This is a genomic window from Mesorhizobium maamorense, from assembly GCF_044998965.1.
GTDB lineage: Bacteria > Pseudomonadota > Alphaproteobacteria > Rhizobiales > Rhizobiaceae > Mesorhizobium.
This window is the reverse complement of the sequence record NZ_CP173356.1, coordinates 2,716,391-2,735,856: the sequence shown is the minus strand read 5'-3', so window position 1 is coordinate 2,735,856 and position 19,466 is coordinate 2,716,391. Positions and strand designations below refer to the sequence as shown.

At 64.4% G+C, this 19,466-nt stretch carries 14 protein-coding genes, 3 pseudogenes and 1 riboswitch; of the genes and pseudogenes, 12 read left to right on the top strand and 5 right to left on the bottom strand.

All coding sequences use genetic code 11. The features are described from left to right. Window positions 1-2: 2 nt before the first annotated feature. From cobG to ACIU1A_RS13905, 5 genes and pseudogenes are all read right to left on the bottom strand, one after another. Window positions 3-1,476: pseudogene (cobG, locus tag ACIU1A_RS13925) on the bottom strand (precorrin-3B synthase). Further along, window positions 1,473-5,211, bottom strand: a pseudogene (gene cobN, locus ACIU1A_RS13920) (cobaltochelatase subunit CobN). The pseudogenes cobG and cobN overlap by 4 nt, the downstream one beginning before the upstream one ends. Before the next feature lie 16 nt (window positions 5,212-5,227). Continuing rightward, window positions 5,228-6,280: a cobalamin biosynthesis protein CobW gene (gene cobW, locus ACIU1A_RS13915; protein WP_140495572.1), complete on the bottom strand. Its 1,053-nt coding sequence runs from the start codon at window positions 6,278-6,280 to the stop codon at window positions 5,228-5,230. A gap of 2 nt (window positions 6,281-6,282) precedes the next feature. Then, window positions 6,283-6,711, bottom strand: a complete 429-nt coding sequence (locus ACIU1A_RS13910) for a DUF1636 family protein (protein WP_404927535.1) — start codon at window positions 6,709-6,711, stop codon at window positions 6,283-6,285. A 37-nt stretch (window positions 6,712-6,748) separates the two neighbouring features. Beyond that, a riboswitch (cobalamin riboswitch) is annotated at window positions 6,749-6,953 on the bottom strand. A 29-nt stretch (window positions 6,954-6,982) separates the two neighbouring features. After that, on the bottom strand, window positions 6,983-8,182 hold the full coding sequence (locus tag ACIU1A_RS13905) for a winged helix-turn-helix domain-containing protein (RefSeq protein ID WP_140521144.1): 1,200 nt from the start codon (window positions 8,180-8,182) through the stop codon (window positions 6,983-6,985). Window positions 8,183-8,515: 333 nt separating this feature from the next. Between ACIU1A_RS13905 and ACIU1A_RS13900 the strand changes: the two genes are divergently transcribed. The 12 genes and pseudogenes from ACIU1A_RS13900 (at window position 8,516) to nuoK (ending at window position 19,460) form a co-directional block, all read left to right on the top strand. After that, window positions 8,516-8,881 carry an NADH-quinone oxidoreductase subunit A gene (locus ACIU1A_RS13900; RefSeq protein ID WP_140495575.1) on the top strand — a complete coding sequence of 122 codons (366 nt, stop codon included), beginning with the start codon at window positions 8,516-8,518 and terminating at the stop codon, window positions 8,879-8,881. After that, window positions 8,872-9,453: an NADH-quinone oxidoreductase subunit B family protein gene (locus tag ACIU1A_RS13895; RefSeq protein ID WP_140495576.1), complete on the top strand. Its 582-nt coding sequence runs from the start codon at window positions 8,872-8,874 to the stop codon at window positions 9,451-9,453. Before ACIU1A_RS13900 ends, ACIU1A_RS13895 begins: the two co-directional genes overlap by 10 nt. 4 nt (window positions 9,454-9,457) lie before the next feature. After that, window positions 9,458-10,060: an NADH-quinone oxidoreductase subunit C gene (locus ACIU1A_RS13890; RefSeq protein WP_404927534.1), complete on the top strand. Its 603-nt coding sequence runs from the start codon at window positions 9,458-9,460 to the stop codon at window positions 10,058-10,060. Then, window positions 10,060-11,250 carry an NADH-quinone oxidoreductase subunit D gene (locus tag ACIU1A_RS13885; RefSeq protein WP_140495578.1) on the top strand — a complete coding sequence of 397 codons (1,191 nt, stop codon included), beginning with the start codon at window positions 10,060-10,062 and terminating at the stop codon, window positions 11,248-11,250. Before ACIU1A_RS13890 ends, ACIU1A_RS13885 begins: the two co-directional genes overlap by 1 nt. Continuing rightward, window positions 11,251-12,526, top strand: a pseudogene (locus ACIU1A_RS13880) (NADH-quinone oxidoreductase subunit E). Between the two features lie 10 nt (window positions 12,527-12,536). Then, window positions 12,537-13,841, top strand: coding sequence for an NADH-quinone oxidoreductase subunit NuoF (nuoF, locus tag ACIU1A_RS13875; protein WP_140521143.1), 1,305 nt, complete (start codon window positions 12,537-12,539; stop codon window positions 13,839-13,841). Between the two features lie 76 nt (window positions 13,842-13,917). Beyond that, entirely contained in the window at window positions 13,918-14,613 is a 696-nt protein-coding gene (locus tag ACIU1A_RS13870; RefSeq protein ID WP_140495581.1) for an NADH-ubiquinone dehydrogenase, read from the top strand. Between the two features lie 73 nt (window positions 14,614-14,686). Continuing rightward, complete coding sequence (nuoG, locus tag ACIU1A_RS13865; protein ID WP_404927533.1) at window positions 14,687-16,768, top strand: NADH-quinone oxidoreductase subunit NuoG; 2,082 nt, start codon at window positions 14,687-14,689, stop codon at window positions 16,766-16,768. A 2-nt stretch (window positions 16,769-16,770) separates the two neighbouring features. Further along, window positions 16,771-17,814: an NADH-quinone oxidoreductase subunit NuoH gene (nuoH, locus tag ACIU1A_RS13860; protein WP_140495583.1), complete on the top strand. Its 1,044-nt coding sequence runs from the start codon at window positions 16,771-16,773 to the stop codon at window positions 17,812-17,814. After that, window positions 17,814-18,305: an NADH-quinone oxidoreductase subunit NuoI gene (gene nuoI, locus ACIU1A_RS13855; protein WP_140495584.1), complete on the top strand. Its 492-nt coding sequence runs from the start codon at window positions 17,814-17,816 to the stop codon at window positions 18,303-18,305. The genes nuoH and nuoI overlap by 1 nt, the downstream gene beginning before the upstream one ends. A gap of 224 nt (window positions 18,306-18,529) precedes the next feature. Beyond that, window positions 18,530-19,150: an NADH-quinone oxidoreductase subunit J gene (locus ACIU1A_RS13850; RefSeq protein WP_140495585.1), complete on the top strand. Its 621-nt coding sequence runs from the start codon at window positions 18,530-18,532 to the stop codon at window positions 19,148-19,150. A gap of 1 nt (window position 19,151) precedes the next feature. After that, window positions 19,152-19,460: an NADH-quinone oxidoreductase subunit NuoK gene (nuoK, locus tag ACIU1A_RS13845; RefSeq protein ID WP_019858930.1), complete on the top strand. Its 309-nt coding sequence runs from the start codon at window positions 19,152-19,154 to the stop codon at window positions 19,458-19,460. Window positions 19,461-19,466: the final 6 nt, after the last annotated feature.

Genomic DNA, 19,466 nt, shown 5'->3' with positions numbered 1-19,466 from the left:
TGTCATTCCTGTCGATAAGCCTCTGCGATGCCGGCCGGCCCCAGCCTTGTCAGGCAGGCGGCGGCGGTCTCGCCCTGATAGCGTGCGCTGCGGATTGCCGCCGCGACGCGGCCGATGCCGCGCGCGGCGTCATAGCCCGGCCTGTAACCGGCAGGAAGGGCCTTTGCCGTCGCGTTCACGACAAGTCCGGCTCCATTTTCGCCGCCGACCACAGTCAGCGCCGCTGGGCCGGGATGCGCGCAGCCCTTGGCGCAGCCCGAAACATGCAAGGTGAAGTCGAGACTATCGGCGTTTTCGGTGGCAATCGCCTCGGCGATGTCGCGCGTGGCGACGCGACCCGAGGCGCAAGCCGGCGCGCCGGGACAAGCAGCGATGCGCGTGCGCGGGTCGGTGGGGGAGGTGACGAAGCCGAGGGTGGCGGCTGTTTGCTGGAGGGAAGGATTGGCGGCTGGTGGCTGGCCGAGGAAGAGCAGGGCGCGGCCCGGGGCGAGGCGGATTTCCGACGTCCCGAGGGTGAGAGCGCTTTGAGCGAGGGCGATGAGCCTTTCGGCGGGCATGCTGCCGTAGGGGAGACCGATGCCGAGAGTGTGGACGTCGCCGGCTAAGGGGAAAAGGCCGATAGGTTTGCGCGAGGCGCCCCCCTCTGTCCTGCCGGACATCTCCCCCTCGAGGGGGAGATCGGCGGCTTCGACGTCGGCTTTTCTTTAGCAGCACCGGAAATTGGCGAAACCGTCGGTGACCACGTAATCTCCCCCTTGAGGGGGAGATGTCCGGCAGGACAGAGGGGGGCGCCTCGCGCAAACTTGTCAGGCATAGCCAACCCGCCAGGGACACCAACTGCCGCTCCGACAAATCCCTTGCGTGAGCATCGCGGCCTTTCTCGGCGATCATCCTTAGAGCCGCGACGGCTATATCACGAGCCACACCTTCATCAGCAACCGCGAGCAGCCTTGCATTCCGCCCGTCACCGGCAACCGACACCCGCCAGCGGATTCCCGCCTCGGTGCTCGCCGCCTTCAGCCGCACGTCGGCCGTCACAGCATCCATCGTGAGTTGCCCGCCACCGTCGACAACGACCGAAACCTTCGGCCCGAGCCGCTGCGTCAGCCCGGCGTCCTCGACCGCTTCCCTGATCCGATCAGCCAGCGGCCTGGGGTCGGCGATCTCCTGCGGATCGATGCCGGCCAGTGGTCCGGTCTCCACTGGTACGCCAGTGCGGACCACAATGCCCAGCGCATCGACTTCCTTCGCCAGCAGGGTTGCACTTTGCGTGGTCAATCCGCGTATTTGCAAGCTGCCGCGCGCTGTCACTTCCATGATGCCGTTGCCGTGCCGCAGGGCGGATTCTGCCAGCCCGATCAGAAGCTTCGGCGACAATCCTCCGGCGACCGGGTTGAGCCGCACCAGCAGGCCGTCGCCGGTCTGCATCGGCGCCGAAAGAGCCGGGCAGGCGCCGCGGCGCGAGTAGGCGTTCATGCCGCCAACTCCCGTGCCTCGGCAATCAGTGCCGCGAGATCGTCGTCGATCGAATTGCGCAAGGGATGCCACAGGCCCCGCCGGCGCGCCGACAGGAGGCGTTCGGCAATGGCTTTCGCGGCGGCTGGGTTTTCGCGCAGGATGAAGGCGCGGACGTCCGCATCGCCGAGATAGGCATCGTGCACGGCGTCTATCAGCGCGCCCGGTATGGCCTGCGTGGTTTCGGCGAAGCCAACCAGCCGGTCGACCGTTTCGGCGAATTCCGAGGCGCCGCGCGGGCCGTGGCGCATCTGGCCCGCTATGAAGCGGGCGTTGACGGCGCGGGCGCGCACGACGCGCGTCACGGCCTCACTAAGTGAACGCGGCTTCGGCCTCTGCGGATCGGTCGTGTCGAGCACGATGACGTCGGCATTCCTGCCAAGCGCTGCAAGGGCGGCCGAGAAGCCGCCGATGAAAGCGACATCGGCCGAGCCTTCGAGGATGTCGCGGCCGGGATCGTCGCCGGTGTGGACGAGAAGATCGGCTTCGGCGATGCGGTTCTCGAATGCGCCGGGCGCGGCGATCCCCTCACCGCCGGCGCCGCCATAGGAATGCGACGTGGCATCGAGATAGGCGCGGCCGATTTCCTCGCGCGCCGCCCAGTCGCCGCTCGACAGGATTTCCTCGACGCCAGCGCCGTAAGTGCCAGGCGAGGTGCCAAAGATGCGCGGGCTGATCTTGCCCTCGGCGCGGGTCCTTGCGGCGAGCGGATTTTCCGAATCGTCCTCGTCGCGCGCGGCAACGGCGTTGGCAGCGGCATCGATCAGCGCGATCTGGGTCGGGAACATGTCGCGGAACAGGCCCGATATGCGCCAGGTGACGTCGACGCGCGGATGGCCAAGCGCTGCCGGTGCCAACACCTCGATGCCGGTGACGCGGTCTGTGGCGGCATCCCATTGCGGGCGGCAGCCCATCAGCGAAAGCCCCTGCGCGATCTCCTCGCCGCCGGTGCGCAAAGACGCCGAACCCCAGAGGTCGATGATCAGCGAGCGCGGCCAGTCGCCATGCGACTGCATATAGGCACGCACCACTTCCTCGGCGGCAGCCTTGCCGATGTCGTAAGCCGTCGGCGTCGGCATGGCGCGCGGGTCCGACGTGAACAGGTTGCGGCCGGTGGGCAGAACGTCGGAACGCCCGCGCGCGGGCGCGCCGGCCGGGCCCGCGGTGACATGACGACCGTCGAGCGCGGCAAGAAGGGCGGCCTTTTCGGCCTCGGCGCTTTGCCGGCGCATAAGGTCGGGCTCTTCGTCGGGCGCGCGGCCGTAGACATGCAGCCCATCCTTCATAGCGAAATCCTTCAGGTCGCAGAGCCAGGCATCGATGCGGCGCAGGGCCTCGTCCGGCGCGTCGGTGCGGGCAACGCCGGCCTCCGCGGCGAGGCCCGTCGTCTGCGCGGTTTCGACGATCAGACTGGCCAGACGGTCGCGGCGGCGGCGGTCGAGACCGTCAGCCTGGGCGTATTCGTCGACCAGCCGTTCGAGCCTGTGCTGGTTCTTGTCCAATCCGGCGCCGGTGAGCGGCGGCGGCAGATGGCCGAGCGTGACGGCGGCGATCCGCCGCTTCGCCTGCGCCGCCTCGCCGGGATTGGAGACGATAAAGGGATAGATGACGGGCAGGGGACCGGTGACGATCTCGGGGAAGCAGCTTTGCGAAAGCGCAACCGTCTTGCCCGGCAGCCATTCCAGCGTGCCATGCGCGCCAACATGGATGAGCGCATGGGCGCCAAGCAATTTGCGCAGCCACAGGCCGAAGGCGAGCAACGCATGGCGCGGCGGCAGCGTCGGGTCGTGATAGTCGGCGCGGCGGTCGGCCGAGCGGCCGCGGTCTGGAGCCAGCGCCACGGTGATGTTGCCGAAGGTCGCGGCGCGGAAGGGGAATTTGGCGGCGGGCAGCGCTTGAACACCCCCTCTGTCCTGCCGGACATCTCCCCCGCAAGGGGGAGATTGGCAGTTTCGACGCTGGAGCTACTCTTGCAACGTTGGAGATTGGCGAAGACAGAGATGACGGCGTAATCTCCCCCTTGCGGGGAAGATGTCCGGCAGGACAGAGGGGGTGCCTCGCGCAAACCTGTCTCGCCTTCGGCTTTGCCCCAAGCTGCTTCTACGGCAGCAATTGCTGCGCCCGGCAATTCCGTTGAGAAGGCAAGGTACTCATCCAACTCCAACCCAGCCTTGCTGCGCTCCAGCAAATCCAGCAACGCACGCGACGTTTGGGGAATTCCCTCAACTACATAGCCCTGTTCCTGGAGGTCGTGCAGCATCGCCAGCACGCTCGATGGCACATCCAACCCGACCGCATAGCCGGTGCGGCCGGGAGCGCTCGGATAATCAGGGATCAGAATGGCGAGCTTGCGTTCCGCGCGCGGCGTTTCCCGAAGGCTGATGAAGGCCGCGACCCGGTCCGCCACCTGTTCGACGCGATCGGGCTCCGGCCGGTTGGCAAAGGCGCGGTGGCCGAGCGCCGGGTCGGTCTCGCTTTCGCCCTTGAACGAAACGGCGCCGGCGAGGATGCGGCCGTCCAGTTCGGGCAGAACGACATGCATGGCGAGGTCGGCGGGCGCCAGCCCGCGCTGGTTCTTCTCCCATACGTCGCGGCGGGTGGTGGCGACGATGACCTGGAAGACGGGAACGCCGGCGCGGTCGAACAGGGTTTCGACGCCGGGTTCGGCGCCGGACGCGAAAGCGGTCGCGGTGATGATGGCGGCGGGCTTGAGCTGGGCAATCGCGGTTTCAACAAACGCCAGGGATGCCGGGTCTTTCAGGCTGGAGACGAAGATGGGGACGGGGAGCATGTCGCGCTGCCGTAGCGCCTCGAAAAGCGCGTCGATCGGCGCGACATCGGCGGCGAGCAGCATCGAGCGGTAGAAGAGGACGGGAATGGTGCGAGCATTGATGTTGTCAACGTCGAGTCCCGTCACACCCCCTCTGTCCTGCCGGACATCTCCCCCGCAAGGGGGGAGATTGCCCCGTCATCGACGCTCTCGCCCCTTTCAGATGGTGCAAACACATCCTTTTCTGACGCAACAAAAGAGGAGCCGGCTTTGATGACAGCTGATCTCCCCCCTCGCAGGCGAGATGTCCGGTATGACAGAGGGGGGTGTGACGGAATGCCGACATTCGATAAGTCCGGCTTCTCCACGACTCCGCGCCCCGGCTCATAAAACCCGGCTTTCGGCACGCTAATCGGTTCGGCAGTCGTCACATCCCGCCCCGCCAACCGCGCCAGCCTGCGCACCAGCGCGCTCATATTGGCCGGGCCGCCCTGGCGGAAATAATTGAGCAGCCCGTCCAGTTCCTCGCGCGGCAGCGTCGAGGCTTCGATCAGCCTGATGTCCTCGTCGTGGCTTTCACCGGGAAGCAGTGCCAGCTTTATGCCGCGCTCACGGGCAACCACGGCCAACTGGTCGCAGCCGTAGCGCCACCACTCGTAACCGCCGAGAATACGCACCAGAATGACTTTGGCGTGACGGGCGACGCTGTCGATCCAGAGGTCGACGGACATGGGGTGGCGCAGGTCGCGCAGCGCGGCCAGCCGCATCGTGGGCAGCCGATCGGCGTCGCCTTTCCAGGCCGCTGCCAGTCCGGCCAGGTCGCTGTCCGTGAACGACAGCGCCACCATTTCCGCCGGCGTCTGCCGCAGATCGACCGGCTCGGCGAGATCGTCGAGCGAGGCGGATGTGGTGGTGAGGATGTGCATCGCGGTCGGTGTTGCCTCAGCCGGCGAGGATATGCTCGATCGCCGGGCGGTTCAGCCCCTTGAGGCCGATGACGACCAGGCGCGAGCGGCGGTCGTCGTCAGCCGTCCAAGCGCGGTCATAATAATGATTGACGCGCGGACCGACCGCCTGCAGCAACAGCCGCATCGGCTTGCCGCCGACCTCGACGAAGCCTTTCACCCGCAGCACGTTCTCCTGTTCGGCGGCGGTGGCGACGCGCTTTGCCAGGTCGTCCGGGTTGGCGATCGAGGGGATGTCGACGATGAACGTATCGAAGTCGTCGTGCTCGTGGTCGAAGGCGCCGTCATGATGGGACTTGCGGTTCTCGATGTCGTCCTCGACGGCGAGGCCTAGCCCGAGCAGCACGGACGGATCGACCTTGCCATGAGCCGTCGGCACGACCTTCACGGCGCGGGCGGAGTGTTCGCCAATGATGGCGTTGGCGCGAGCCGAACCTGCGGCATCCATCAGGTCGCTCTTCGACAGGATGATGAGGTCGGCGCAGGCGATCTGGTCCTCGAACACCTCCTCGACGGGGTCGTCATGGTCCAGTGTCTGGTCCTGCGCGCGTTGCGCCTGTAGGGCGTCCATGTCGTTGGCGACGCGCCCCTCGGCGAGTGCCGGACCGTCGACCACGGCGATCACGCCGTCGACTGTCACCCGGCTCTTCACCGTCGGCCACTGGAAGGCCTGGACCAGCGGCTTGGGCAGAGCCAAGCCCGAGGTTTCGATCAGGATATGGTCGACCTTCGGCGTCAGCGACAGGATCTGGTCGAGCGCCGGGACGAAATCGTCGGCGACGGTGCAGCAGATGCAGCCATTGGCCAGTTCGACGATGTTTTCTTCCGGGCAGGTGTCGATGCCGCAGCCCTTGAGGATCTCGCCGTCGATGCCGATGTCGCCGAATTCGTTGACGATGATGGCGATACGCTTGCCGCCCGCGTTTTCCAGGAGATGGCGGACCAGCGTGGTCTTGCCGGCACCCAGGAAGCCGGTGACGACGGTACAGGGGACGCGGGAGAGAGTGGCGGCGGAAACTGCGGCGGTCATGATCAGTCCTTCAGCATGTCGAGGGGAGGAATGCGGGCAACGAGGCCGCGCTTGAGGGAATCCGGACGGCCGCGCCACGGAATGAGGCCGTCGGTCGAAGCGGCGAAGAGTTTCGCGCCGGTGACGAGATCGGCGCCGCTGGCGATGTTCAGGTCGCCGAAGACATAACTCCAGCAGCCGTCGCGAAGAATCGCGGCACTGAGGCGGCGCTTGCAGTTGCCGAGGCATTCGACGGTGCGGACGCGGACATTGTCGGCCATTGCGGCTTGGCGCGTATCTTGAGCCAAAACTTCGCCGGCGCGGGGATTGGCATCGGAACCGGTCTCGTCGCGGCAGGAAGCGCAGATGATGACAGTGACACCGGCCAAGGCGTCGCTATCGCCAGACAAAATGTCCGCTGTTTCAGCCGGGAAACTGCTGTCGCGTTCCAAATCGGGCTCCTTGCCCGGAAAACCCGCCGGGCGATCGGATTCTTAAGTCTCAGACGGCAGGTCTCCTGGCTCGCGGGTCATCGCCTTCGTGCCGCCTTCCCGGGACCGTCCCAGTGGTTTTCGGCCTTGGCTCGTCGCTTACAGTTGCGGGGACAGCCGCGGATTTGAAATCGAGATTTCGCACCGCATTCCCTCTTGGCTCCTCCCTTTGCCGAGAGGAGACCGTCTGGATTGGATTTAGGCTCTTGCAGGCGGCGGTGTCAACGCGCGTCTACGACACGGCAATGTCGGCGAGCGGCTGCCCAAGGTCGCCGGCGGGCGTAACCTCGATCCGTTCGAGGCCGAGCCAGCGCTGCATCTGCGTCAATTCCTGGAAGAGTTGCGCGGCGGTTTCAGGCGGCGCGCTGGGCTCGGCATAGGCCGCGTGGACGCGTAGCACGCTGGCCGGCCGGTCGGCCTTGAGGTCGACGCGCGCCACGATCCTGTCGCCGAGCAGGAACGGCAGGACGTAATAGCCGTATTGCCGCTTTTCGGCAGGGGTGTAGATTTCTATGCGGTAGTGGAAATCGAACAGCCGCTCCGTGCGCGAGCGCTCGAAAACGACCGGATCGAACGGCGCCAGCAAGGCGCGGGCCTCGATTTTTCGTGGAATACGGGCCTCCTTATGGAGGTAAGCCGGTTTGTTCCAGCCCTCGACACGCATCGGCACCAGCTCGCCTGTTTCAACCAGCTCCTCCAGCCGGCCCTTCATGTCGGCCGGCGACAGGCGGAAATAGTCGCGCAGGTCGCTTGCTGTCGCGACGCCATGAGCGCGGGCGGATATCCGCAGCAATTCCCGATGCGCGTCCTCGGCAGACGGCACCGGCAGATCGAGGATCGCCTGCGGCAGTACGCGCTCGGGCAAATCATAGAAGCGTTCGAAGCCACGGCGGTGCGCGGTGGTGATGCGTCCTGCCCAGAACAGCCATTCGAAGGCATGCTTGGCGTGGCTCCAGCCCCACCAGCCGCCGGATCCTTTCTGGCCTTCGAGCGCGGAGGCGGCGATCGGGCCGCGCTCCGCGACCTCGCGGTAGATCTCTTCTATATAGGCGGCGTGCTCGCGGCCCCATTTGGCCAGGCCCAGATACATTTCATCGCCACGCTCGGCGCGCTGCATGCGCCAACGCATCAACGGATAGGTCTCGACCGGCAGGAAGGAAGCCTCGTGCGCCCAGTATTCGAAAACCGTGCGCTTGCGCGTGACGGCGGCGTTGTCGAGCAAGGCGAACGGGTAGGGACCAAGGCGCGAATAGAGCGGCATGTAATGAGCGCGCACCACCGCGCTGACGGAATCGATCTGCAGCAGGCCGGTACGCGAGAGCACGCGGGCGAAGTGGCGTCGGTCGGGCGTGCCGGCGGGGCGGGGATCAGTGAACCCTTGGGCGGCGAGCGCGATACGCCGGGCCGTGGCAAGCGAGATCTTTTCCTTCATTCGGATGCGACTCTGATGGCTTGTTGAGCGTCGTTCGGACAGTTGATTCCGGCCATGCTAGCAGGGTTTTGGCGGCAACTCTGTCAGGAGAGAAAAGTGGAGTAAAAAGCGAAGGAAATCAAACAGGAGCGGATCGGACCAGTTTCTTCCCTTATGCCGTCCAGGCCAGTGTTTTGAACAAGGTTTGACTTGCTTCGCCGGAAGCGCTGCGCTAACCCTCGCCGCGTTGCAGCAAAGGCCCCTTAAAACGGTTCAGCGGTTAAACTGTCACGCTTCCGCAATAGGGTCTGGTGCTGTAATCAAAATGGATTGGCGCCAACGGAAAGCCGCAGCATGAACGCACTTCTCAGTTCGTACCTGCCCATCGTCCTGTTTATCGCAGTGGCGGCGGCTGTCGGCGTCGCGCTTATCGTGGCGCCGTTCCTGGTGGCCTATCGCAATCCCGACCCGGAAAAGCTTTCCGCCTACGAATGCGGGTTCAACTCGTTCGATGACGCCCGTATGAAGTTCGACATCCGCTTCTACCTGGTGTCGATCCTGTTCATCATCTTCGACCTGGAAGTGGCCTTCCTGTTTCCGTGGGCGGTGTCGTTCTCGAAAATCGGCATGCTCGGTTTCTGGTCGATGATGGTGTTTTTGGCGGTGCTGACCATCGGCTTTGCCTATGAATGGAAAAAAGGAGCGCTCGAATGGGATTGAGCGACAGTTCCGGCACGCTCGTCGCGCCGAAGCCCAAGGGTCTGATCGATCCCAATACCGGCAGGCCGGTTGGGTCCGATGATCCGTTCTTCCTCGAAATCAACAACGAACTCGCCGACAAGGGCTTTCTCGTCACCTCGACCGAGGCGCTGATCACCTGGGCGCGCAGCGGCTCGCTGATGTTCATGACCTTCGGCCTCGCCTGCTGCGCCGTCGAGATGATCCACACCTCGATGCCGCGCTACGATTCGGAGCGGTTCGGTGTTGCTCCTCGCGCGTCTCCGCGCCAGTCCGACATCATGATCGTTGCCGGCACGCTGACCAACAAGATGGCCCCGGCGCTGCGCAAGGTCTACGACCAGATGCCGGAGCCGCGCTACGTCATCTCGATGGGCTCCTGCGCCAATGGCGGCGGCTATTACCACTATTCCTATTCGGTGGTGCGCGGCTGCGACCGCATCGTGCCGGTCGACATCTATGTGCCCGGCTGTCCGCCGAGCGCCGAAGCGCTGCTCTATGGCATTCTTCTGCTCCAGAAGAAGATCCGCCGCACCGGCACGATCGAACGGTAAATCCATGGCCGCATCCCTGAGCGAACTGTCGACCTATCTCGGCGAAAAATTGATTGGCCGCGTCAATGAAGCAGTGTTCGCCTATGGCGAACTCACCATCCATATCGAACCGCGCGATCTGATCGAAGTGGTGACTTTCCTGCGTGACGATCCGCGCTGCCAATTCATCTCGGTCATCGATGTCTGCGGCGCCGATTATCCGTCGCGGGCCAAGCGCTTCGACGTCGTCTATCACCTGTTGTCGCCGAAGCAGAACGTGCGTATCCGCATCAAGGTGCAGGCCGACGAGGAGACGATGGTGCCGTCGATCACCGGCGTCTATCCCGGCGCCGACTGGTTCGAGCGCGAGACCTACGATCTCTATGGCGTGCTGTTTTCGGGCCACCCCGATCTGCGGCGCATCCTCACCGACTACGGTTTCGACGGTCACCCGCTGCGCAAGGATTTCCCGCTGACCGGCTTCGTCGAGGTGCGCTACGACGACGAAGCCAAGCGCGTCATCTACGAGCCGGTGGAACTGAAGCAGGAATTCCGCAATTTCGATTTTCTGTCCCCGTGGGAAGGCACCGATTACGTGCTGCCAGGGGATGAGAAGGCAAAGCAGTAATGGCTGAAACCTCCGTCCGCAATTTTAACATCAACTTCGGACCGCAACACCCTGCCGCGCATGGTGTTTTGAGATTGGTTCTGGAGTTGGACGGCGAAGTGGTCGATCGTGTCGATCCGCATATCGGGCTCTTGCATCGCGGCACCGAAAAGCTGATCGAGCACAAAACCTACCTGCAGGCAGTGCCTTATCTCGACCGGCTCGACTATTGCGCGCCGATGAACCAGGAGCATGCCTTCGCACTGGCCGCCGAGCGCCTGCTCGGCATCGAGGTGCCGAAGCGCGGTCAGCTGATCCGCGTGCTTTACTGCGAGATCGGCCGCATCATGTCGCACATCCTCAATGTGACGACGCAGGCGCTGGACGTCGGCGCGCTGACGCCGCCTCTGTGGGGCTTCGTCGAGCGCGAAAAGCTGATGGTGTTCTATGAGCGCGCCTCGGGTTCGCGCATGCATGCCGCCTATTTCCGTCCGGGCGGCGTTCACCAGGACCTGCCGCAGAAGCTGCTCGAGGACATCGGCAAGTGGATCGATCCGTTCCTGAAGTCGATCGACGACCTCGATCAGTTGCTGACCGGCAATCGCATCTTCAAGCAGCGCAATGTCGATATCGGCACGGTTTCGCTGGCCGACGCCTGGGCCTGGGGCTTTTCCGGCGTCATGGTGCGTGGCTCGGGCGCTGCCTGGGACCTGCGCAGATCGCAGCCCTATGAATGCTATTCGGAGCTCGATTTCGATATTCCGATCGGCAAGAACGGCGACTGTTTCGACCGCTACCTCGTGCGCATGGAAGAGATGCGCCAGTCGGCGAAGATCATGCGCCAGTGCATCGATCTCCTGCTCGGCAAGGAAAGCGCCGGGCCGGTGTCGAACCTCGACGGCAAGGTCGTGCCGCCAAAGCGCCAGGCGATGAAGCGCTCGATGGAAGCGCTGATCCACCACTTCAAGCTCTACACCGAGGGCTACCGCGTGCCGGCCGGCGAGGTCTATGCGGCGGTCGAGGCGCCCAAGGGCGAGTTCGGCGTCTATTTGGTCTCCGACGGCACCAACAAGCCTTATCGCTGCAAGCTGCGCGCGCCCGGTTTCGCGCATCTCCAGGCCATGGATTTCCTGTGCCGCGGTCACATGCTGGCCGACGTCACCGCCGTCCTCGGCTCCCTCGACATCGTGTTTGGTGAGGTCGATCGCTAAATGTCAGTCCGTCGTCTCGCAGAAGCCAGCGTCCAGCCAGCATCCTTCGCCTTCAACCGGGCGAACGCGGCCGCGGCCAAGCAATGGATCAAGAAGTACCCGAAGGGCCGGGAACAGTCTGCGATCATTCCACTGCTGATGCTGGCGCAGGAACAGGAAGGCTGGGTCACCAAGGCCGCGATCGAGACGATTTCGGACATGCTCGGCATGCCGCGCATCCGCGGGCTCGAGGTCGCGACCTTCTACACGCAGTACCAGCTGAATCCTGTCGGCACGCGGGCGCACATCCAGGTTTGCGGCACCACGCCCTGCATGCTGCGCGGCTCGGAAGCGCTGATGGACGTGTGCCGCTCCAAGATCCACCATGACCAGTTCCACACCAACGACAGGGGAACGCTGTCGTGGGAAGAGGTCGAATGCCTCGGCGCCTGCGTCAACGCGCCGATGGTCATGATCTTCAAGGACACGTTCGAAGACCTGACGCCGGAACGGCTGGCCGAAATCATAGATCTCTACGATGCGGGCAAGGGCGCCTCGGTGACGCCGGGGCCGCAGAACGGCCGCACCGGCTCGGAGCCGGCCGCCGGCCTCACGACGCTGAAGAGCGAGAAGGCGATCCTCAAGTCGACCCGTGACAGGGACGCCAGGAAGCCGCCAAGGCCGCCAAGGCGGCACCCGACGCGATCATCGCGGCGCCGGTGCCAACGCCGGCCGCCACCCCTGTCGCGCCGTCCAATGCCAGCAAGCCGAAAACCGATGCGGCTGAAACCAGCCCGGCGCTGAAAACGCCGTCGCCGGCCAAGGTCGCGTCGGCAACGGAAAAAGCGGCGAGCGTCGCGGCTCCCCGCCACTCGGCGACAAACGCCAACAAGGCGGCGCCCGAGGTCGAGAAAGTTTTGAAGCCGCGCAGCGGCCCCTGAACAAGGCTGAGCCGGCTTCCGCGTTCAAGTCGCCGGAAACCAAGCTTCCCGCCAAAGCGGCCAAGCCTTCGTTGGAAGACAAGAACCGGCCGGCCGGCATCGCCAGGCCGGCGCTGGTCGACGATCTCAAGCTGATCTCCGGCGTCGGCCCGAGGACCGAGAGCATCCTGCATTCGCTCGGCATCTTCACCTTCGCCCAGGTTGCGTCTTGGAAGAAGGCCGAACGGGAGTGGGTGGACAGCTATCTCTCCTTCCGCGGCCGCATCGAGCGAGACGACTGGGTCAAGCAGGCCAAGGCGCTCGCCAAGGGCGGCGTCGCCGAATATATCCGCGTCTTCGGCAAGAAGCCGGTCTGAGGGACGAACAATGCTTCAGGACAAAGACCGCATCTTCACCAACATCTACGGCCTCTTCGACAAGTCGCTGGCCGGCGCAATGGCGCGCGGCGCCTGGGACAACACGCCCGGCATCGTCGCCAAGGGGCGCGAGTGGATCGTCAACGAGATGAAGGCGTCGGGCCTGCGCGGCCGCGGCGGCGCCGGTTTCCCGACCGGCTTGAAATGGTCGTTCATGCCCAAGCAGAGTGACGGCCGGCCGAGCTATCTCGTCATCAATGCCGACGAATCCGAGCCCGGTACCTGCAAGGACCGCGACATTCTGCGCAACGATCCGCACACGCTGGTCGAAGGCGCCTTGCTCGCCGGCTTCGCCATGGGCGCGGTCGCGGCCTACATCTATGTGCGCGGCGAGTTCATCCGCGAGCGCGAGGCGCTGCAGCGTGCCATCGACGAGGCCTATGAGGCCAAGCTGATCGGCAAGGGCAACACTTCAGGCTACGATTTCGACGTCTATATGCACCATGGCGCCGGGGCTTATATCTGCGGCGAGGAGACGGCGCTGCTCGAAAGCCTCGAGGGAAAGAAGGGCCAGCCCAGGCTGAAGCCACCATTTCCGGCCAATGTCGGCCTTTATGGCTGCCCGACCACCGTCAACAACGTCGAATCGATCGCGGTGGCGCCGACGATCCTGCGCCGGGGCGCGGCCTGGTTCTCATCCTTCGGCCGGCCCAACAACGTCGGCACCAAGCTGTTCTGCGTCTCCGGCCACGTCAACAATCCGTGCACCGTCGAAGAGGCGATGTCGATCCCGTTCCGCGAGCTGATCGAGACGCATTGCGGCGGCATCCGTGGCGGCTGGGACAATCTTCTGGCGGTCATTCCTGGCGGCGCCTCGGTGCCGCTGGTGCCGGCCGAGCAGATCATCGATACGCCGATGGATTTCGACGCGCTGCGCGACCTCAAATCCGGCCTCGGCACGGCGGCCGTCATCGTCATGGACAAGTCGACCGATGTCGTAAAAGCCATCGCGCGGCTGTCCTACTTCTACAAGCATGAGAGCTGCGGCCAATGCACGCCGTGCCGTGAAGGCACCGGCTGGATGTGGCGGGTGATGGAACGGCTTGTGCGCGGCGAGGCGCAGAAGCGCGAGATCGACATGCTGCTCGACGTGACCAAGCAGGTCGAAGGCCACACGATCTGCGCGCTGGGCGACGCGGCCGCTTGGCCGATCCAGGGCCTGATGCGGCACTTCCGCGGCGAGGTGGAGCGGCGCATCGACGAGTTTTCGCGCAACGCGCACCGGGCCGAGCCGGTGTTGGTGGCGGCGGAATAGAGAAGCATTGAATGGGCGATAGCCCGGAGCGAGAAGAACGGGGCGGGGCGAACGAAGAAACGACCAGGAGAATTCTATGGCGCCGTATTCGACACCCCACCCGTTGATGCCCAATTTGGACCAGATCGAGAAGATGAACCAGGACCTGACCAGGATGATGCCGAAGGAGATGGCCGGCGCCGTCAACCTTCTGGCGCACCCTGTCGCGGGCGCGGCGGCGATGTCGGCTCTGGGACTTGGGCTCGCCAACCACGCTTTCGGCGTCTGGTTGGGCGCGCTGTCGGGCGCAGCCGAGGCGTCGCAACGCCTCATGCAGCCGCTCATCGAGGATTTCGAGGCGCGCGTCGAACAATTCGAGGATGCGAGCCTTTCATCCACCAGAGCGCGGGCGACGGCCAAGACCCTGATTGCGGAGGCGCAGTCCTTCGCGCAGGAAGTCACCGACATTGCCGCCAGGGAGGCCGCCACCACGGTGCCGGCGGCACAGGCGGGGCGGTCAGCGGACGAGCTTTCGGATGTGCTGCTGCCCGAGGATTTCCGGCAGCCCAAGGCTATCGAGAGGCCGGCGAAGCCTTCGGATCTCAAGAAGATATCGGGCATCGGCCCGAAGCTGGAGACGGTGCTCAACGGGCTCGGCATATGGACGTTCCGCCAGATCGCCGACTGGTCGCCCGAAGAGATCGCCTGGGTCGACGACTACCTGTCGTTCAACGGCCGTATCGTGCGCGACGACTGGATTGCCCAGGCGGCTGTGCTGGCCGCGAAGAAGTGAGTGAAATGCCGGGCGCCGCGTCTGTCGCGCCCGGGAAATGAGATTGCGGGAAATCCGCAGAGGTTTGAGGCGAATGGCAAAGCTCAAGGTCGACGGGAAAGAAATCACTGTACCCGACCATTACACGCTGCTGCAGGCGGCAGAGGACGCGGGCGCGGAAGTGCCGCGCTTCTGCTTCCACGAGCGGTTGTCGATCGCCGGCAATTGTCGCATGTGCCTGATCGAGGTGAAGGGCGGGCCGCCCAAGCCGCAAGCGTCCTGCGCCATGGGCGTGCGCGACCTGCGTCCCGGTCCGAACGGAGAAGCGCCGGAAATCTTCACCAACACGCCGATGGTCAAGAAGGCCAGGGAAGGCGTGATGGAATTCCTGCTGATCAACCATCCGCTGGATTGCCCGATCTGCGACCAGGGCGGCGAATGCGACCTGCAGGACCAGGCGATGGCCTTCGGCGTTGATTCCTCGCGCTATCACGAGAACAAGCGCGCGGTCGAAGACAAGTATATCGGCCCGCTGGTCAAGACGGTGATGAACCGCTGCATCCACTGCACGCGCTGCGTTCGCTTCACCACCGAGGTTGCCGGCATTTCCGAACTCGGCCTGATCGGCCGCGGCGAGGATGCCGAGATCACCACCTATCTCGAGCAGGCGATGACCTCGGAGCTGCAGGGCAATGTCATCGACCTGTGCCCCGTCGGCGCGCTGACCTCCAAGCCTTTCGCCTTCCAGGCACGGCCGTGGGAACTGACCAAGACCGAATCCATCGACGTCATGGATGCCGTCGGCTCGGCGATCCGCGTCGACAGCCGCGGCCGCGAGGTGATGCGCATCCTGCCGCGCGTCAACGAGGCGGTGAACGAGGAATGGATCTCCGACAAGACCCGGTTCATCTGGGACGGCCTGCGCACGCAGCGCCTCGACCGGCCCTATGTGCGCAAGGACGGTAAGCTGGCCCCGGCGAGCTGGGCCGAGGCCTTCGCGGCAATCAAGGACGCCGTGTCGAAGACTACGCCCGAGAAGATCGGCGCCATAGCGGGCGATCTTGCCGCGGTTGAGGAAATCTACGCGCTGAAGCTCCTGATGGCCGCACTCGGTTCGAGGAACATGGATTGCCGCCAGGACGGCGCCGCGCTCGACCCGTCGCTTGGCCGGGCAAGCTACATTTTCAACCCCACCATCGAAGGCATCGAACAGGCGGACGCGGTGCTGATCATCGGCGCCAATCCGCGCTTCGAAGCCTCGGTGCTCAACGCCCGCATCCGCAAGCGCTGGCGGGTCGGCAATCTGCCGGTCGGCGTCATCGGCGATGTCGGGGATACACGCTATGACTACGAACTGCTGGGCGCAGGACCGGAATCGCTCAAGGATCTGGCCGACGGCGATGGCAAGTTCTTCCAGGTGCTGAAGAAGGCCACGCATCCGCTCATCATCGTCGGCCAGGGCGCGCTGGCACGCCCCGATGGCGCGGCGGTGCTCGGCCAGGCAGCGAAGCTCGCCATGGCCGTGAACGCCGCGCGCGCGGACTGGAACGGCTTTGCCGTGCTGCACAATGCGGCTGGACGCGTCGGCGGCCTCGACCTTGGCTTCGTGCCGAGCGAGGGCGGCAGGAACGTCGCCGGCATGCTGGGCGAGACGGACGTGCTGTTCTTGCTGGGCGCCGACGAGATCGACATGGCAAAGACCGGCGGCGCTTTCGTGGTCTATGTCGGTACCCATGGCGACGCCGGCGCGCACCGCGCCAACGTCATCCTGCCGGGCGCTGCCTATACCGAGAAGTCGGGCACCTATGTCAACACGGAAGGGCGCGTGCAGCAGACCAACCGCGCCGGCTTCGCGCCGGGCGACGCGCGCGAGGATTGGGCCATCGTCAGGGCATTGTCGGATGTACTGGGCAAGAAGTTGCCGTTCGATTCGCTGCCGCAGCTGCGCGCTAAACTCTACGGCGAATACCCGCATCTTGCCCGCATCGACCAGGTTGCTGCGGGCAATGCCGAGGATATCGCCAATGTGGCGAAGCTTGGCGGACGGCTGAACAAGGGCACGTTCACGTCGCCGGTGCAGGACTTCTACCTGACCAACCCGATTGCGCGGGCCTCTGCCGTGATGGCGGAATGCTCGGCGCTTGCCAAGAGCGGCTTCAAGCAGGCGGCGGAATAAGCATGGACACCTTCTTCTCCTTTTACGTGCTGCCGGCGCTGATCATCGTGTTGAAGTCGGTCGTACTGATCGTCGTGCTTCTCATCGCCGTCGCCTACCTGCTCTATGCAGACCGCAAGATCTGGGCGGCGGTGCAACTGCGCCGCGGCCCGAACGTCGTCGGCCCCTGGGGGACGCTGCAGGCTTTCGCCGATCTGTTGAAGTTCGTCTTCAAGGAGCCGGTGATCCCGTCCGGCGCCAACAAGGGCGTGTTCCTTTTGGCGCCGTTGGTATCGGCGGTTCTGGCGATCTCGGCCTGGGCGGTCATTCCGGTCAGCCAGGGCTGGGCCGTCGCCAACGTCAATGTCGGTATCCTCTATGTCTTCGCCATCTCCTCGCTCGAGGTTTATGGCGTGATCATGGGCGGCTGGGCGTCCAATTCGAAATATCCGTTCCTCGGGGCGCTGCGTTCGGCCGCACAAATGGTGTCCTACGAGGTCTCGATCGGCTTCGTCATCGTCACCGTGCTGCTTTGCGTCGGCTCGCTCAACCTGTCCGACATCGTGCTGTCGCAGCAGGATGGGCTGGGCACCAGGCTCGGCCTGCCCAACACCTTCCTCGACTGGCACTGGCTGTCGCTGTTGCCGATGTTCGTCATCTTCTTCATCTCGGCGCTAGCCGAGACGAATCGCCCGCCTTTCGACCTCGTCGAAGCCGAATCGGAACTGGTCGCCGGCCACATGGTCGAATATTCGTCGACGCCGTTCCTGCTGTTCTTCCTCGGCGAATACGTCGCCGTCGTGCTGATGTGCGCGTTGGCCACCATCCTGTTCCTCGGCGGCTGGCTGCCGCCGTTCGACTTCGCGCCCTTCACCTGGGTGCCGGGGGTGATCTGGTTCGTGCTCAAGATCTGCCTGATGTTCTTCATGTTCTCCATGGTGAAAGCGTTCGTGCCGCGTTACCGCTACGACCAACTCATGCGGCTTGGCTGGAAGGTGTTCCTGCCGATCTCGCTGTTCATGGTGGTGCTGACCGCCGCCTTCCTCAAGATCACGGGGTTTGCGTGATGTCCGCTCTGTCCCAGGCCGCCAAATCGCTGCTGCTGAAGGATTTCGTCAGCGCCTTCTTCTTGTCGATGCGCCAGTTCTTCGCGCCGAAGGAGACGATCAATTATCCGCACGAGAAAGGGCCGGTGAGCCCGCGCTTCCGCGGCGAGCATGCCTTGCGCCGTTATCCCAATGGCGAGGAACGCTGCATAGCCTGCAAATTGTGCGAGGCGATCTGCCCGGCGCAGGCCATCACCATCGAGGCCGGCCCGCGCCGCAACGACGGCACGCGCCGCACGGTGCGCTACGACATCGACATGGTGAAATGCATCTATTGCGGCTTCTGCCAGGAAGCCTGCCCGGTCGACGCCATCGTCGAGGGGCCGAATTTCGAATTCGCGACCGAGACGCGCGAGGAACTCTACTACGACAAGGATAGGCTGCTGGCGAATGGCGACCGGTGGGAGCGCGAACTGGCGCGCAACATCTCGCTGGACGCACCGTACCGCTGATATCGCATGGACAGGGGCGAGGGCCCTGTCCGGGGATGACCCGAAGCATTTCAGGCAAGGTCATCCCTCAGGACTTCAGAGTTGCCCATGTTTCTTTGCGCCGGGTCTTTCAACCCGGTTGGAACATGGGCTAGGACAACGCGGCTTCGCACCGGAGGCGGAACGAAGCCACAGACAACAAACAGGACGAACGTCCTGTTTGGACAGGAACCCGGGGAACCCCAATGCTGAGTGGACTAGAGGCGGCCTTTTTCTACCTCTTCGCCTTTGTCGCCGTGGCGTCGGCGTTCATGGTCATTTCGTCGCGCAACCCCGTGCATTCGGTGCTGTTCCTGATCCTGACCTTCTTCAACGCCGCCGGCCTGTTCATGCTGACGGGCGCCGAGTTCCTGGCGATGATCCTGCTCGTCGTCTATGTCGGCGCTGTCATGGTGCTGTTCCTGTTCGTCGTCATGATGCTCGACGTCGACTTCGCCGAGATGAAGGAGGGCGCCCTGCAATATGCGCCGATCGGCGCGCTGGTCGGACTGATCCTGGCGGCGGAACTGATCGTGGTGCTCGGCGGCTATACATTCGCGCCGCAGCTCGCCTCGACGGTATCGAAGCCGATTCCCGATCTCGCGGCACGCTCGAATACGGCAGCGCTCGGCGACATCCTCTATACGGACTACCTCTACTACTTCCAGATCTCGGGCCTCGTGCTGCTGGTGGCCATGATCGGCGCCATCGTTTTGACGCTGCGCCACAAGGAAGGGGTCAAGCGGCAGTCGATCGCAGCCCAGGTCGCCCGCACGGCGGCGACGGGCATGGAAATCCGCAAGGTCAAGTCGGGCGAAGGAGTCTGAGATGGTCGTCGGCATCGCACATTATCTGACCGTATCGGCGATCCTTTTCACGCTCGGCGTGTTCGGCATCTTCCTGAACCGTAAGAACGTGATCGTCATCCTGATGTCGGTCGAGTTGATCCTGCTTGCGGTCAACATCAATTTCGTCGCCTTTTCGGCGGCTCTCGGCGACCTCGTCGGCCAGGTGTTCGCGCTGTTCGTGCTGACGGTCGCAGCGGCGGAGGCCGCCATCGGACTTGCCATTCTCGTCGTCTTCTTCCGCAACCGCGGCTCGATCGCGGTCGAAGACGTGAACATGATGAAGGGTTGACGGAAC